A 15,069-nucleotide genomic window follows, 5' to 3' on the forward strand; every position below is an offset into this window, starting at 1 on the left:
CTAGATGCATGAATACTTTCTTGAATTTGGAAGAAATAAAGGGGCGGTTTCGTGTATAGAGTGAGTTGGGTATTTCTTGGATGGTATTTAGTGGGGCTCATATTAATGGTCTCTTTTGAAGTGCCAGCATGGCTTCAGTTTGCAAATGGCATTTTCCTTGTGCTGTATGCCTGCTGTGTGATAGAGATTGGGCGAAATATTTATGGGGCATGGGTTGGTGTGATCAAAAGGGCAGCCATTGTCGGTGTGCTGACATTTACGGTTGAATGGATAGGGATCACAACTGGTTTTCCTTTCGGGGCCTATGACTATTATCCGACGTTAGGTTTTCTAGTGGCAGGAGTGCCTTTAACCATTGCTTTTGCATGGGTTGGTGTGTTTTTAAACAGCCTTTTTTTATCCACTCAGCAGTCGAAATGGAAACGAGCTGTCGAAACGGGGATATGGATTGTCTTGCTTGACCTCATATTAGATCCAGTAGCGGCTGAACGGAAATTTTGGGTGTGGTATGACGGCGGTGGTTTTTATGGTATTCCTTTTGAGAATTTTGTGAGCTGGGGTATGATTGGAGCAGGACTTTCCTTTCTCTTCCCGCTTGTTCAGGTTGATCAAAAGGCCCTCAGCTGGACGAGCCGTATTTATCAGGCAATGGTGTTCTTTTTTGGTGTGCTGGCATTAAAGGGCGGGCTCGATGTCATTTTTTATTTAGCGCTAATCATTGTTATTTTGTGTGAAGGAAGGGTTCAATTTGAAAGAAAACGACAAAAGCCGATCGTTTAGACGTATATTTTCTCTTTATCTTGAGCGGTATTTACTTCATAAACATTTCCGCTGCGTGATGATGAAAGGCGCTGTGGACCCAAACGAGAAGCTGCCTGTTCTTTATCTCGCTAATCATAGCTCCTGGTGGGATGGACTGATCATCTTTCTTTTAACAGAAAAAGCGTCCGAACTCGATCACTATATGATGATGGAGGAGAAACAGCTGAAGCAATATGCCTTTTTCCGAAAGCTTGGTGCCTTTCCGGTTCAGAAAGAGAATCTGAAAAGTGTGAAGCAAGCATTAATGATGGCAAAAGAGAACATGCAGGCTGGCAGGGCTGTATGGCTTTTTCCACAGGGGAAAATCATGCATCAGGATGTGCGGCCGCTTGAATTGGAGGGCGGGGCTTCTTTTTTAGTGAGACAATTTGAGCAAGTCGTGGTGAAGCCTGTGACCTTGCATTATACATTTAATCAATTTCAAAAGCCGACAGTATCTGCTGTGTTTGGTGAAGATACCTTTGTATCTGGCGGAGAACTTCGAAGCAAGGACGTGACGCATCTGCTTAGGGATCTCCTTGAAACGCAGTTAAACGCACATCAAGCACAGGTCATCGCTGACCCTGATTTTTCAACCAATCAAGAATTTAGACAGATGACAAGGACAAGTCAATCAACAAGTGATGCGTTTGATTTCTTTAAAAAGTGGGTGAAAACATGGCGGTCTTCTTAACCGTGATCAGCGTACTCTTGCTCTGTCAGTTTATTTTCACCATATGGAATATGAGGCAGCTTCCTGTTTTAAAGCCAGCATCCTTTTCGCCGGGTGAACCTATTTCGTTATCGATTCTGATTCCAGCGAGAAATGAGGAAAAAAGGATAGAAGCCTGTCTTCAGTCGATCGTTGATCAACGTCTTTACCCGAAAGAGCTTATCGTACTTGATGACCATTCGACAGATCAGACAAGAGCGATGGTGGAGCGCTTCGCAGAAACATATCCGTGGATCCGTCTCCTTTCAGGTCAGCCATTAAAGCGGGGCTGGCTTGGTAAATCATATGCCTGCTCTCAGCTCGCTGAGGCAGCAGCTTCTGACTGGCTGCTATTTTTAGATGCGGATGTCCGGTTAAAAAAAGGGGCAGTTGAATCAGTATACAAGCAGTTATGCATGCAAAAAACGGGCATGCTGTCAGGTTTTCCAGAACAAAAAACAGGCACATTGTTTGAACATCTTGTCGTTCCCATGATGATGTTTACCATTGGCTGTCACCTGCCAGTGAAATGGGTAAGAAAATCTAAGAATCCCGCTTTTGCCGCAGCACATGGCGGTTTTATTGCCATTGAAAAGAATTGTTATCACAACATTGGCGGGCATAAAGCGATCAAGGATTCACTCGTTGATGATATGGCTTTGGCTAAACGGGTGAAGGAAAAAGGCTTTCCGTTCACACTTGTAAGCATTCATCCATTTGTGTATATGAGAATGTATGAAAGTGGACAAGAGGTTTGGGAAGGTTACCGGAAAAATTTGTTCCCGGGTGTGAATCGAAGCATTCCTCTGTTAAGCAGTGTCTTTTGTTTATACACCCTCCTTTATTTGGTTCCTGTCATTTGTTTCATGATCGCATTGTTTCAGCTGGATGTTTTGAGCATATGCTTAGCCATTCTTTGCTATGGGCTGGGTGTGTCGATTAAAGCGGCAATTGATATTGAAAACGGGCGGACATCTGCGATGGCTTTTTTATTGCCGGTCAGTATTTTAAGTCTGATCGCCATTGGCTTTGCTTCTATGAAAATCGGGCTGAAAAAAGAAGGGTATGAATGGAAAGGGAGAAGGTACGAATGAAAAAAGTGATCATCATCGGCGGCGGATTTGGCGGATTATCAGCCGCGATCCGTCTACAGTCACGCGGGGTTCAGGTCACCATTTTAGAAAAAGAAGCGGCTTTAGGCGGGAAATTGCAGCGCCATCACGGAGCAGGCTACTCTTTTGATTTAGGACCGAGTACCATTACAATGAAGGCATATTTTGAAGAAGTGTTTACATCCTGTCATAGACGGATGGAGGATTATGTGACCTTTTATCCGATTTCTCCGCTTACCAAAAATATTTTTCCAGATGGACATACGGTCGAGTTTACGCCGAATATGGAGCAAATGGAATTACAAATTGCTGCATTCAGTCCTGAAGATGCGAAGCAATACCGTGCATTTTTGCAGGAATCAAAGGCGCTTTTTCAAAAGGCAGAGGAGCAGTTTTTAAATCGTCTGTTATTGAGCTGGAAGGATAAGGCGGATTTAAAGCTGATGAAAGCACTTCTCGCTGTCAAACCGTTCACATCCGTTCAGCGCCTGCTGCGTCAATATTTCCGTCACCCCCATACATTGGCGATGTTTGGACGGTATGCTACTTATATTGGCTCCTCTCCCTACGAGGCGCCGGCTATTTTTAATATGATGGCGTATTTAGAAGGGGAGAAAGGGATTTATGGAATACAGGGCGGTACATATCGTTTAGTTGAGGCATTTGAGACACTGGCAAAAGAATTAGGTGTTCAGATTCACCTCAATGAACAAGTGAACAAGATTCATGTGAAGGATCGGCAGGTCAAAGGAGTGGAAACGGATCAGCAGATGTATGAGGCAGATCAAGTCATTGCAGGAGCAGATGCGCTGACTGTATACCGTCATCTCATAGATGAAAAAAACCGTCCTCGTTATTTAAATCAAAAACTGTCTGGCATTGAACCGTCGTTGTCGGGCTTTGTTCTCTTATTAGGTGTACCTAAAGTCTATGAACAGCTGGCCCATCACAATGTGTTTTTCCCTGAGGATTATGAGCAAGAATTCAAGGATATTTTTCAGAAAAAACAGTTGCCTCAAGACCCGGCGCTATACATATGCTATTCAGGTCATTCAGAACCAGCTTTAAGCGGAGGACCGGGAAGAAGCAACCTGTTTGTACTGGCCAATGCACCTTATGTGACAAAAGAGCAAGATTGGGACATGCTAAAGGAGACATATCGTCAGCATGTAAAAAACAAATTAATGGAAAAAGGTCTTTTTGATTTGGATGAGCTTATCGAATATGAAGCGGTTCAAACCCCGCTTGATCTGCAGCAGAAAACGGGGGCATATCGTGGAGCCATTTATGGCATGTCTTCAAACTCGTTCAAACAGGCGTTCTTTCGCATCAATAATCAGTCAAAGGACATTGAAGGACTTTGGTTTGTTGGAGGAACAAGTCATCCAGGCGGCGGCACGCCGATGGTGACAAAATCAGGCCAGCTTGTCGCAGAAGCGATACTGAAGCAATGGACGTAATCAAAGATGAAAAGGAGAGAAATCGAGTGATTGTGGAAAAAAGAAGGTTTCCGTCGCCCCATCCGCATATTCACTTATATACAGTGACCTATGAGGCAGTTGGACTTCGGATGAAAGGGCTGCTCGCTGAACCGGCCGGAGAAGGTTTCTACGACGGCTTTTTGTATTTACGAGGCGGCATTAAAAATGTGGGGATGGTCAGAACAGGCCGGATTGTGCAATTTGCCGCGCAGGGCTTTGTCGTCTTTGCTCCCTTTTACCGGGGAAACCAAGGAGGCGAAGGGAACGAAGATTTTGCCGGAGAAGATCGAAAAGATGCGTTCGCTGCCTTTCAGCTGTTAAAACAGCACAAAAAAGTGAAGAAGGACCGCATTCATATCTTTGGTTTTTCGCGAGGCGGTATTATGGGCATCTGGACCGCTGTTGAAATGAAACAGGAGGCAGCTTCCTTTGTCACATGGGGAGGCGTCAGTGATATGAAACTGACTTATGAAGAGCGTGTGGATATGAGACGGATGATGAAGCGTGTGATTGGCGGCCCGCCGCATAAGGTGCCAGAGGCATATGAGAACAGAACCCCTTTAAATGATGTGGACAAAATTGAAGCACCTGTCCTTATCATCCACGGAGAAGAGGACCAAAATGTATCGATTGAGCATGCGTATTTGTTAGAAGATGCGCTGCGCCAGCACGGGAAATCCGTGGAGACATGGTATTTCCACGGATACAACCACTATTTCCCGCCGCAGCATAATCGAGAAATTGTGAGAAGGCTGACCACATGGATGCACAGCCGAAAAAGCGGAAATGTGGTAAAATAAGCAGTATAACGAAATATAGAAAGTAGGGGGATTTTCATTATGGGAATGCCTGTTGAATTTAATACAATGATTGTCACAAAGGGAAAAGAGACAAGAATTGAAGAAAATGTATTTGAACTCATGAAGGATGGATACCGCATTTATCCATTAAATATTCCACTTGAGGTGCGCAAAACGAAAGACGGAGAAAAAACAGGGACTGCACATGTTGAAAAGCTGGAGCTGACAGACAATGTCACGAAGGTGACGTACCGTCTTGTGTCCTTGCATTCAACAAACTAAAAAAGCTGAGGGATTTTATTCTCCTCAGCTTTTTTCATTTGGTTATACGAGTGGACCGCCTTTGGCTTCAATGTCACTTGCCGCGTGGCTGAATTTTTGGAAGTTCTTTTTAAATTCATTGGCAAGGAAGTGTGCTTTTTCTTGATAAGCCTCTTGGTCATCCCATGTTTTAGCAGGTTGAAGCACTTCATCTGGTACACCAGGTATATGAAGCGGGATGTGTAAGCCAAAGATGTCATCAGTAATCATCTCGGCATTGTCAAGGTCACCTTCGATTGCTGCCTGCACCATTGCTCTTGTATGAGCGAGATTCATTCGTTTGCCTGTACCGTAGCCTCCGCCAGTCCAGCCTGTATTCACAAGGAATACTTTTGCACCGTGCTCATCAATCTTTTTGCCAAGCATTTCAGCATAGACGTGAGCTGGAAGCGGAAGGAATGGTGAACCGAAGCAAGTAGAGAATGTCGTTTCTGGTGATGTGACACCGCGCTCAGTTCCAGCTAATTTACTTGTGTACCCGCTCAAGAAATGGTACATTGCCTGCTCTTTTGTTAAACGGCTGATTGGAGGTAAGACGCCAAACGCATCAGCTGTTAAGAAGACAATGGCAGATGGATGTCCTGCGATACTTGGTTTCACGATGTTATCAATCATTTCGATTGGGTAAGCAGCGCGTGTATTTTCAGTAAAGAAAGTATCATCGTAATCCGCTTCACGTGTTTCTTCATCAAGCACAACGTTCTCAAGAACTGATCCGAAGCTGATCGCTTTGTAGATCTGAGGTTCTTTTTCTTCACTTAAGTTCACACATTTCGCATAGCATCCGCCCTCGATATTGAAGACCCCTGTGCCAGACCAGCCGTGTTCATCGTCTCCGATCAGCTTGCGGCTTGCGCTTGCAGAAAGCGTCGTTTTCCCAGTACCTGAAAGCCCGAAGAATAAGGCTACATCGCCTTCTTGACCTACGTTTGCTGAGCAGTGCATGGATAAAATATCTTGCTCAGGAAGCAGGTAGTTCATCACAGAGAAAATGGACTTTTTCATTTCTCCTGCATATTCTGTTCCACCGATAAGAATCGTGCGTTTTTCAAAAGAAACGATGATAAACGTTTCAGAGTTTGTGCCATCTGTTGCAGGATCTGCTTTAAAGTGCGGTGCAGATAAGATGGTGAAAGGTTTTTCGTTTGAAGAAGGTGTTGACCCGTCAGGTCTGATAAATAGCTGCTTGGCAAAAAGATTGTGCCATGCGAATTCGTTTACAACTGTAATCGGCATACGATATCTTTCGTCAGCGCCTGCAAACCCTTCAAAGACGAATAGTTCATCACGTTCTTTTAAGTATGACACAACCTTTGTATATAAACGGTCAAATGCTTCTTTGGAGATCGGCTGGTTTACTTGACCCCAATCGATTTTATGTTCAGAGCTTTCTTCTTTGACGATAAATTTATCTTTAGGCGAACGTCCTGTGTAGGCTCCAGTTGTAGCGCGGACAGCTCCAGTTGATGTTAAAACGCCTTCATTACGTGCCAAAATCTTTTCAACAAGTTTCGGAACAGATAAATTTTGGTGCGTATTTTCTAATGAGAGCAATGACTGCAAATCTTCTTTTAAATCCACTGAGTTCATAAAAAAACCCTTCCTTTACCGTTGAATTTGTTTGTTTCGATTAGTATAACACATTAATAATAATAGTCTATACTATTTAAAAATTTTTGTGTGTGTTTTTTCATTTCTGCTATGAAAATATGCTTTTTGGTGATGCTAATGGTGAGGAGAAAAAAGAGGGAGATAATTCTTATGAAGCATTGACATGACGCAAGGGTTTAAGATAAGATATCTTATTGAACGGATACTCTTATCCCGAGTTGGTGGAGGGACAGGCCCGATGAAGCCCAGCAACCGGTTTCTTATTTAAAAGGCATGAAAATGCTGAGAAACCAAGGTGCTAACCTGATGCAAGGTACAAGAACACCTTGAGCGATAAGAGTGAAAGGCATGCGATCTCAGACCCTTTCCTCGCAATGAAGGAAATGGTTTTTTTATTTTTGGGATATCATATGAACAAATTGCCAATAACATCTCTAATATAAACGTTTTCAAATATAAGAGGGAACGAGTTCCGTATCATATTGGAGGCCTCATCTTGGGATGATGTGGTCTTGTACAGGAGGAAATAGCCATTATGAGTCAAAATCGTCGTTTATTTACTTCAGAATCAGTGACAGAAGGACATCCGGATAAAATCTGTGATCAAATTTCAGACAGCATTTTGGATGAAATTTTAAAGAAAGATCCAAATGCACGTGTTGCCTGTGAAACTTCTGTTACAACCGGTCTCGTATTAGTAAGCGGTGAAATTACAACGTCTACTTATGTCGATATTCCAAAGACGGTGCGTGACACAATTAAGGAAATTGGCTACACACGTGCGAAATATGGTTTTGATGCGGAAACATGTGCTGTACTTACATCAATTGATGAACAGTCTGCTGATATTGCGCAAGGTGTAGACAAAGCGCTTGAAGCACGTGAAGGAACAATGACGGAAGAAGAAATTGATGCGATTGGTGCAGGTGACCAAGGATTGATGTTTGGTTTTGCCAATAACGAAACCGAAGAGCTCATGCCGCTGCCGATTTCACTAGCGCATAAATTATCTCGCCGTTTAACAGAAGTACGTAAGGATGAAACACTTGCATACCTTCGTCCAGACGGAAAAACACAAGTCACAGTTGAATATGATGAGCAAAACAAACCAGTTCGTATTGACACAGTGGTTATTTCTACGCAGCATGCACCAGAAGTGACGCTTGAACAAATTCAAAGTGACTTAAAAGAGCATGTCATCAGTCCTGTCGTTCCAAGTGAACTGATTGATGAACAGACAAAATACTTTATTAACCCAACTGGCCGTTTCGTGATCGGAGGACCTCAAGGGGATGCTGGTTTAACTGGACGTAAAATCATCGTTGATACGTATGGCGGATACGCTCGTCATGGCGGCGGTGCTTTCTCAGGTAAGGATGCAACGAAGGTTGACCGTTCTGCGGCTTATGCTGCTCGTTACGTAGCGAAAAACATCGTAGCTGCCGGCCTTGCAGATTCTTGTGAAGTACAGCTTGCTTATGCAATTGGTGTAGCACAGCCTGTATCGATTTCAATTGATACATTTGGGACAGGAAAAGCTTCAGAAGAAAAATTAATTGAAGTGGTTCGTGCAAACTTTGATCTTCGTCCAGCTGGCATTATTAAAATGCTTGACCTGCGCCGTCCGATCTACAAACAAACAGCTGCATACGGACATTTCGGCCGTCACGACTTAGATCTTCCGTGGGAAAAAACGGATAAAGCCGATACACTTCGCAAAGAAGCATTGGGACAATAACAACATAAAAAACCGCTTATTTTAAGCGGTTTTCCTTTTGATTAAAAAAAAATCTTCAAAAAGCGAAAAAATGTGAAACAAAATCGGACAAAATACTGTCTAATTATAGGTCTACTTTTAAGAAATAACATAACGTGGAGGCAATAATATGTGTGGGTTTGTTGGTGTATTTAATCACCGTCCATTGTCCGAAACTACTGAACAGGAAGAGCTAATTAAACAAATGAATCGTCTCATCGTTCATCGTGGTCCGGATGATGAGGGTTACTTTCATGATGAGCATGTAGGATTTGGATTTAGACGTTTAAGTATTATAGATGTTGAGCACGGAAAGCAGCCGCTTTCTTATGAAGATGAAAAGTATTGGATTATTTTCAACGGAGAAATTTATAACTATGTGGAGCTGAAGGAAGAGCTTGTGAAAAAAGGCTATACGTTCAGCACAGATTCTGATACGGAAGTACTTCTTGCTACATACCGTCATTATAAAGAAGAAGCGGCTTCTAAGCTTCGCGGCATGTTTGCATTTTTAATTTGGGATAAAGAAGCGCAATTGTTATATGGCGCAAGAGATCCTTTCGGCATCAAACCGCTTTATTTTACACAAATGGATGAGCAAGTGTACTTTGCGTCTGAACGCAAAAGCTTGATGGCAGTGAACGAGAACATTTTATTTGATGAGACTGCTTTGCAGCAATACATGTCATTCCAGTTCGTACCTGAGCCAAATACACTTGATCAAAAGGTGCACAAAGTAGAGCCAGGTCATCAGTTTACTTTACGCCCAGGACAGGAGATTGAATTTAAGACTTACTGGAAGGTTCAATTCAAGCCTGTGCAAACACAAGAACAGAAGCTGATTGAAGAAGTACGCGATGCAATCTATGATTCTGTGAAAGTTCATATGAGAAGTGATGTTCCTGTTGGTTCATTCCTATCAGGTGGTATCGATTCTTCTTTCATCGTATCTGTTGCAAAGGAATTTCATCCTGAGCTGAAGACGTTTTCTGTTGGTTTCCAGCAGGATGGCTTTAGTGAAGTTGATGTAGCGAAGGAAACGGCTGATAAGCTGGGCTTACAAAACTTCAGTGCGGTAATTTCTCCTGAGGAATATATGAACGAGCTTCCGAAAATTGTTTGGCATTTAGATGATCCTTTAGCTGATCCGGCGGCGATTCCATTGTATTTCGTGGCAAAGGAAGCGAAGAAACAAGTGACGGTCGTTCTTTCTGGTGAGGGAGCAGACGAGCTGTTCGGTGGATATAATATTTACCGTGAGCCGCTTTCTCTTAAACCATTTGAATCTGTTCCATCTATGCTGAAAAAGCTTCTTCTTCGTCTGGCGCGCTTAATGCCAGAAGGAATGAAAGGAAAAAGCTTTATCGTCCGCGGCTGTACACCATTAGAGGAACGTTATATCGGTAATGCGAAAATCTTTGAAGAGCCAGTAAAGAAAAACCTCTTAAAGCAGTATGATCCGAACATTACGTATCGTGATGTGACGAAGACATACTTCGAGGAAAGTGCAGGCTACAGTGATATTAACAAAATGCAATATGTTGATATTCATACGTGGATGCGCGGGGACATCTTACTGAAAGCAGATAAGATGACAATGGCGAATTCTCTTGAGCTTCGCGTTCCTTTCCTTGATAAGGTCGTATTTGAAGCGGCTTCTAAAATTCCAGAAGAGCTGAAAACAAAAGATGGCACAACGAAATATTTATTGCGTAAAGCAGCAGAAGGCATTGTGCCTGACCATGTGTTAAACCGCAAGAAGCTTGGCTTCCCTGTTCCAATTCGTCATTGGCTGAAAAATGAGATGAACGCTTGGGCGAAAGACATCATTAAAAACAGTCAAACTGACGAATATATTAACAAAGCGTATGTGCTTGATTTATTAAATGAACATTGTGCTGGTAAAGCAGATCATAGCCGTAAGATTTGGACCGTCCTGATTTTTATGATTTGGCACAGCATTTATGTCGAGCGCAGTATTGATCCAGAGCAATTGAATCATCAACCGAAAGAAGTCATCTTCAGTTAATGAAAAAAGGTTTTCAGCTTTGTGCTGAAAACCTTTTTTGTCATGATAGAAAGTGGCGGAAAAGGGTAAAATAACAAGCGGTTCATAGTTATTGCTTAATATCCTGAAAAAAACATGATAAAGTGAAGATACACGTATGATGTTAACGAGGTAAAAGGGAACGATAGTATTGTCCTTTTTCTACATATTCTCTGCGGATTCGGTCCATGTCTTGGATATCTTCATCTGTTAACAGCCGAACGACTTTGGCTGGACGGCCAAAAGCGAGTGATCCTTTTGGGATGACCTTTCCTTGAGGGACAAGACTTCCTGCACCGATAAAGGCGCCTTCGCCAATCTCCGCACCATCGAGAATGATAGACCCCATGCCAATGAGGGCATTTTTTCGAATGATTGAGCTATGTAATGTGACTTGGTGTCCAATGGTAGCACCATCTTCAATAAGAAGTGTTTTTCCAGGACTTTGATGCAGGCACGATAAATCTTGAATGTTGACGTTCTTTCCAATTCTCACAGGTGCAACATCGCCTCTGATGACGGTTTGGAACCACACGCTCGAATATTCTCCAATTGTGACATCACCGGTAATGGTGGCGTTATCTGCGACAAAGACCGATTCATGAATCTCAGGTGTAAACTGATGATATGGATAAATCACTTTTTCGACTTCCTTTCTTAATACAACATTTGTGAGGTGTTTACTTTGTGGACTTGGCATGCTGAAAGACCAGTTGGTACAATTGTCATTGTACATGGTGCGAGTGAATATCACGGCCGATATAAATGGCTGATTGAAATGTGGCGGAATGCAGGCTATCACGTCGTCATGGGTGATTTGCCTGGGCAAGGCACATCGACACGTGCGCGAGGCCACATTCGTTCTTTTCAAGAATACATTGATACAGTCGATGAATGGATCGAGCATGCGAAATCATTCAGGCTTCCTACTTTTTTACTTGGACACAGTATGGGTGGACTCATTTCAATTGAGTGGATGAAGCAGTATACCCATACGAAGTTGAATGGCCTTATTTTATCATCACCTTGTTTAGGTCTGCAATTTAAACCGAAGAAGCTGATGGATTTTGCGTCAAAAGGTCTAAATGTGCTGGCACCGTCTTTTAAAGTGGAGTCAGGGCTGTCGATTGAACTAGCCACACGAAATCAGGCGGTCATTGAGGCAGACTCAAATGATTCTCTTTACGTGACAAAGGTGTCGGTTCGCTGGTATCGAGAGCTGATCAAAAATATCGATGCGGCGATGCAGCCGACGAATGTCTTTAAATCGATCCCGCTCCTTTTAATGCAGGCGGGCGATGATAAGATCGTGGATAAAACGAGGGTGATAAAATGGTTCAATGGCATAGAATCAACTAATAAATCATACCGTGAATGGGAAGAACTGTATCACGAAATTTTTAATGAACCAGAAAGAGAAGATGTGTTTAAGGCGGCAAGAGCCTTTACAGATCAATATATTTGATTGTGAGCTTTAAGTTTTGGGGGTGGAGTGATTTGTCAGTACCAGAGCGTCCTTTTGCACTGATGACAAAGGTGTATAAAGATATTTTTCCGCTTGTTCATCAGGAGCTGAAAAAGTGGCGGGCTCATGCCGAAATGATTGAAAATGAAGAACTGAGAACGCAGGCACTAGCGAGCATATCGAGTAAAACGTTTCACTGTGAAGGCGGAGGCATTTTATCTCTTCTGGCAGGTGAAAAGAAAGAAACGTGTATTGAATTCATTGTGGCGTATCAAACCATTAGTGATTACTTAGATAACCTTTGTGACCGCAGCACGTCGCTTGATCCAAAGGATTTCCATATGCTGCATCAAGCGATGAGAGATGCGCTTGATATTCATGCTGAGCTCAAGCCATACTATCAATTCCGTGATGATCAAGAGGATCATGGATATTTACATGCGCTTGTCCGCACATGTCAAGATGTGCTTACGCGTGTTCGGCATTATCCGATCATTCAGCCATATTTACACACGCTGTGTGATTACTATAGTGACCTGCAAGTACATAAGCACGTTGTTCCCCATGAGCGTGTACCACGGCTAGAGTCATGGTTCCGCCAATACGAAAAAGATTTGCCGAAGATGGAATGGTATGAGTTTTCAGCTTGTGCGGGATCAACGTTAGGGATTTTCTGTCTTGTGGCGTATGCGCTGCAGCCTGATTTTACAGAAAAGCAGGCGAAGCAAATTTACGAAAGCTATTTCCCTTATATTCAAGGTCTGCACATTTTACTCGATTATTTAATAGACCAAGAAGAGGACAGGCTTGGGGGAGATCTGAACTTTTGCTCATACTATGATTCTCATCATGAGATGATGGATAGACTTCAGCATTTTATCGAAAAAGCGGATGAGCAGCTGAAAGGCATTCCGCATGAAAACTTTCACAAATTGATTAACAGAGGATTACTGGCGGTCTATTTGTCCGATGAAAAAGTGACAGCCCAAAAAGAGATGAACAAGCTGGCAAAAAGGCTGATCAAATCAAGCGGGAAAACATCGTTCTTTTTCTATATTAACGGAAGAGCCTATCGGACCTATCAGAAAATGCCTTGGATGAAATCATCATAAAAAAGCTCAAATCCATTAGGATTTGAGCTTCAGCGTGTAGACAAACCCTCGCATTCGGTGTCAGGTCTGCGCGCCGGTACTCACGAATGTCGAATTCGCTCCGTTCCGGTGCTCACCCGTTCCTAGACTGCAAAGGTTTTCTATCACGCTGAAAAGAAGAAAAAAGCTAAAATGCACATCATTTTAGCTTTTTTTCAATGGCGACCACAAAAGGCGGGTCGTTTTGAATATTCATGTATTGATATGATAAAACTTGTACCTCTTCATGAGGGAGTGATCTGCAATATTCGAGAAGCACTTCTTTTTCTCTTTTACCTTCGGGATGTCCATGGTAGATCACAAGGACGATCAGTCCTCCGGGTTTGAGCCATTCGAGGAGCTGCTTGATGGCTTCAATGGTTGTATGAGCCTGAGTGGTGACGGCTTTATCGCCTCCTGGCAGATACCCAAGGTTAAACACTGCACCAGATATATGTCCATAAACATCCTTCGGAAGATGATCCGCCAGTTTTTCATGTCCATCATGGATGAGGTGAACGTAAGGATATTGACCGCCAAGCCTTTTGCTTGTCTGCTGCAAGGCTTCCTCTTGCACGTCGAATGCAAACACTTGTCCTTCAGTTCCTACAAGGTCCGCTAAATAGAGTGTATCATGGCCGTTTCCCATTGTTGCATCTATGACGATGTCGCCTTTTTGACAAGCGCGTTCTAACAGCTCTTTACTAAAAGGAAGCATGCGTTTCAAAATCATTTAGCTGCTTCTTCCAATCTGACGAAACGTTTTCCTTGGTAGCTGTTACGCCTTTCGAGCTCAGCATTAATGGCATTGAGCACTTCCCACTTGTTAACACTCCACATTGGACCAACCATTAATTCAATTGGGCCGTCCCCTGTAATACGGTGAATAATCATTTCTGGCGGCAGAATCTCCAGCTGATCACAAACAAGCTGAACATATTCCTCCTGGCTTAAAAACTCAAGCTTTCCTTTTTCATATTGCTTGACCATTGGAGTCCCTTTTAAAAGGTGAAGCAAATGAATTTTAATTCCCTGCACATCTAAATCCGCAACAGCTTTTGCTGTTTCCATCATCATGTCTCGGTTTTCAAGAGGCAATCCATTGATGATATGTGAGCAGACACGAATTCCGTGTTTTCTCAGTTTTTCTACACCTTCAACGTAGCATTCATAATCATGAGCACGGTTAATGAGCATAGCTGTCCGTTCGTGTACCGTTTGAAGACCAAGCTCTACCCATAGGTAAGTGCGTTCGTTTAATTCGGCTAAATACTCCACTACGTCATCCGGCAGACAGTCAGGTCTTGTTGCAATGGATAGACCTACGACACCATCCAGATTCATGACGGTTTCATATTTTTCTTTTAGGACAGGAAGCGGCGCGTGTGTGTTTGTATACGCCTGGAAATACGCCATGTATTTTCCGTCTTTCCATTTTGTATGCATCCGGTCTTTGATTTCGTTAAATTGAGTGATGAGATCATCAGCCCGGTTTCCTGCAAAATCACCAGATCCAGCGGCACTGCAAAATGTACAGCCGCCGTGGGCTACAGTACCATCACGGTTTGGGCAGTCAAAGCCGCCGTCTAAGGCTACTTTAAATACTTTATGACCAAAGTGTTCACGCAAATGGTAGTTCCATGTGTGATAACGTTTTTCGCTGTTTGAATATAAAAAAGGGTTATGCTGATCCAAGTCAGTAACCTCCTTGCATAATAATAGGCATCCTTAAAGTTTAACAAAAATCACGAAGGAGGACAATTGAATCTGTCCAACATTTTCTTTAGTGAAAAAGCTTTACATGGGCAAAATAGGCGGGAGCGATGATGAAAT

At 42.9% G+C, this 15,069-nt stretch carries 14 protein-coding genes and 1 riboswitch; of the genes, 10 read left to right on the forward strand and 4 right to left on the reverse strand.

The features are described from left to right. Nucleotides 1-51: 51 nt before the first annotated feature. Genes BA81_RS00155 through BA81_RS00180 form a run of 6 tightly spaced genes read left to right on the forward strand, consistent with a single transcriptional unit; the run spans nt 52 to nt 5,188 of the window. The gene (locus BA81_RS00155; protein ID WP_034279410.1) at nt 52-780 is read left to right on the forward strand and encodes a carotenoid biosynthesis protein; all 729 of its coding nucleotides are present in this window, start codon (nt 52-54) and stop codon (nt 778-780) included. Continuing rightward, entirely contained in the window at nt 749-1,495 is a 747-nt protein-coding gene (locus tag BA81_RS00160) for a lysophospholipid acyltransferase family protein (RefSeq protein ID WP_034279413.1), read from the forward strand. The genes BA81_RS00155 and BA81_RS00160 overlap by 32 nt, the downstream gene beginning before the upstream one ends. Continuing rightward, the gene (locus BA81_RS00165; RefSeq protein ID WP_034279415.1) at nt 1,480-2,607 is read left to right on the forward strand and encodes a glycosyltransferase family 2 protein; all 1,128 of its coding nucleotides are present in this window, start codon (nt 1,480-1,482) and stop codon (nt 2,605-2,607) included. Before BA81_RS00160 ends, BA81_RS00165 begins: the two co-directional genes overlap by 16 nt. Further along, on the forward strand, nt 2,604-4,085 hold the full coding sequence (locus tag BA81_RS00170) for a phytoene desaturase family protein (protein WP_034279418.1): 1,482 nt from the start codon (nt 2,604-2,606) through the stop codon (nt 4,083-4,085). The genes BA81_RS00165 and BA81_RS00170 overlap by 4 nt, the downstream gene beginning before the upstream one ends. A 26-nt stretch (nt 4,086-4,111) precedes the next feature. Continuing rightward, complete coding sequence (locus BA81_RS00175) at nt 4,112-4,906, forward strand: alpha/beta hydrolase family protein (protein WP_034279420.1); 795 nt, start codon at nt 4,112-4,114, stop codon at nt 4,904-4,906. Nucleotides 4,907-4,945: 39 nt separating this feature from the next. Further along, on the forward strand, nt 4,946-5,188 hold the full coding sequence (locus tag BA81_RS00180; RefSeq protein WP_025092385.1) for a DUF2584 domain-containing protein: 243 nt from the start codon (nt 4,946-4,948) through the stop codon (nt 5,186-5,188). A 42-nt stretch (nt 5,189-5,230) separates the two neighbouring features. Here the strand turns inward: BA81_RS00180 and pckA are convergent, their stop codons facing one another. Next, nucleotides 5,231-6,817: a phosphoenolpyruvate carboxykinase (ATP) gene (gene pckA, locus BA81_RS00185; protein ID WP_024424910.1), complete on the reverse strand. Its 1,587-nt coding sequence runs from the start codon at nt 6,815-6,817 to the stop codon at nt 5,231-5,233. Between the two features lie 226 nt (nt 6,818-7,043). After that, nucleotides 7,044-7,178, forward strand: a riboswitch (SAM riboswitch). A gap of 195 nt (nt 7,179-7,373) precedes the next feature. Between pckA and metK the strand changes: the two genes are divergently transcribed. Further along, on the forward strand, nt 7,374-8,576 hold the full coding sequence (gene metK, locus BA81_RS00190; protein WP_034279424.1) for a methionine adenosyltransferase: 1,203 nt from the start codon (nt 7,374-7,376) through the stop codon (nt 8,574-8,576). A gap of 148 nt (nt 8,577-8,724) precedes the next feature. Further along, a complete protein-coding gene (gene asnB, locus BA81_RS00195) occupies nt 8,725-10,623 on the forward strand; it encodes an asparagine synthase (glutamine-hydrolyzing) (RefSeq protein WP_034279427.1) in 1,899 nt (632 codons plus the stop codon). Nucleotides 10,624-10,765: 142 nt separating this feature from the next. On the opposite strand, the gene BA81_RS00200 is transcribed toward asnB, so the two are convergent. Next, nucleotides 10,766-11,281: a gamma carbonic anhydrase gene (locus tag BA81_RS00200; protein ID WP_034279429.1), complete on the reverse strand. Its 516-nt coding sequence runs from the start codon at nt 11,279-11,281 to the stop codon at nt 10,766-10,768. A 45-nt stretch (nt 11,282-11,326) separates the two neighbouring features. On the opposite strand from BA81_RS00200, the gene BA81_RS00205 reads away from it, so the two are divergent. Both BA81_RS00205 and BA81_RS00210 read left to right on the forward strand, forming a co-directional pair. Continuing rightward, on the forward strand, nt 11,327-12,106 hold the full coding sequence (locus BA81_RS00205; protein ID WP_024424906.1) for an alpha/beta hydrolase: 780 nt from the start codon (nt 11,327-11,329) through the stop codon (nt 12,104-12,106). A 32-nt stretch (nt 12,107-12,138) separates the two neighbouring features. After that, a complete protein-coding gene (locus BA81_RS00210) occupies nt 12,139-13,218 on the forward strand; it encodes a tetraprenyl-beta-curcumene synthase family protein (protein ID WP_034279432.1) in 1,080 nt (359 codons plus the stop codon). Nucleotides 13,219-13,396: 178 nt separating this feature from the next. On the opposite strand, the gene mnmM is transcribed toward BA81_RS00210, so the two are convergent. Together mnmM and mnmL are read right to left on the reverse strand one after the other, a co-directional pair. After that, entirely contained in the window at nt 13,397-13,969 is a 573-nt protein-coding gene (gene mnmM / locus BA81_RS00215; RefSeq protein WP_034279434.1) for a tRNA 5-(aminomethyl)-2-thiouridylate-methyltransferase MnmM, read from the reverse strand. Then, the gene (gene mnmL / locus BA81_RS00220) at nt 13,966-14,931 is read right to left on the reverse strand and encodes a tRNA modification radical SAM protein MnmL/YtqA (protein ID WP_017358356.1); all 966 of its coding nucleotides are present in this window, start codon (nt 14,929-14,931) and stop codon (nt 13,966-13,968) included. Before mnmL ends, mnmM begins: the two co-directional genes overlap by 4 nt. Between the last annotated feature and the right edge of the window lie 138 nt (nt 14,932-15,069).

Source organism: Bacillus safensis FO-36b, assembly GCF_000691165.1.
GTDB classification, from domain to species: Bacteria; Bacillota; Bacilli; order Bacillales; family Bacillaceae; genus Bacillus; species Bacillus safensis.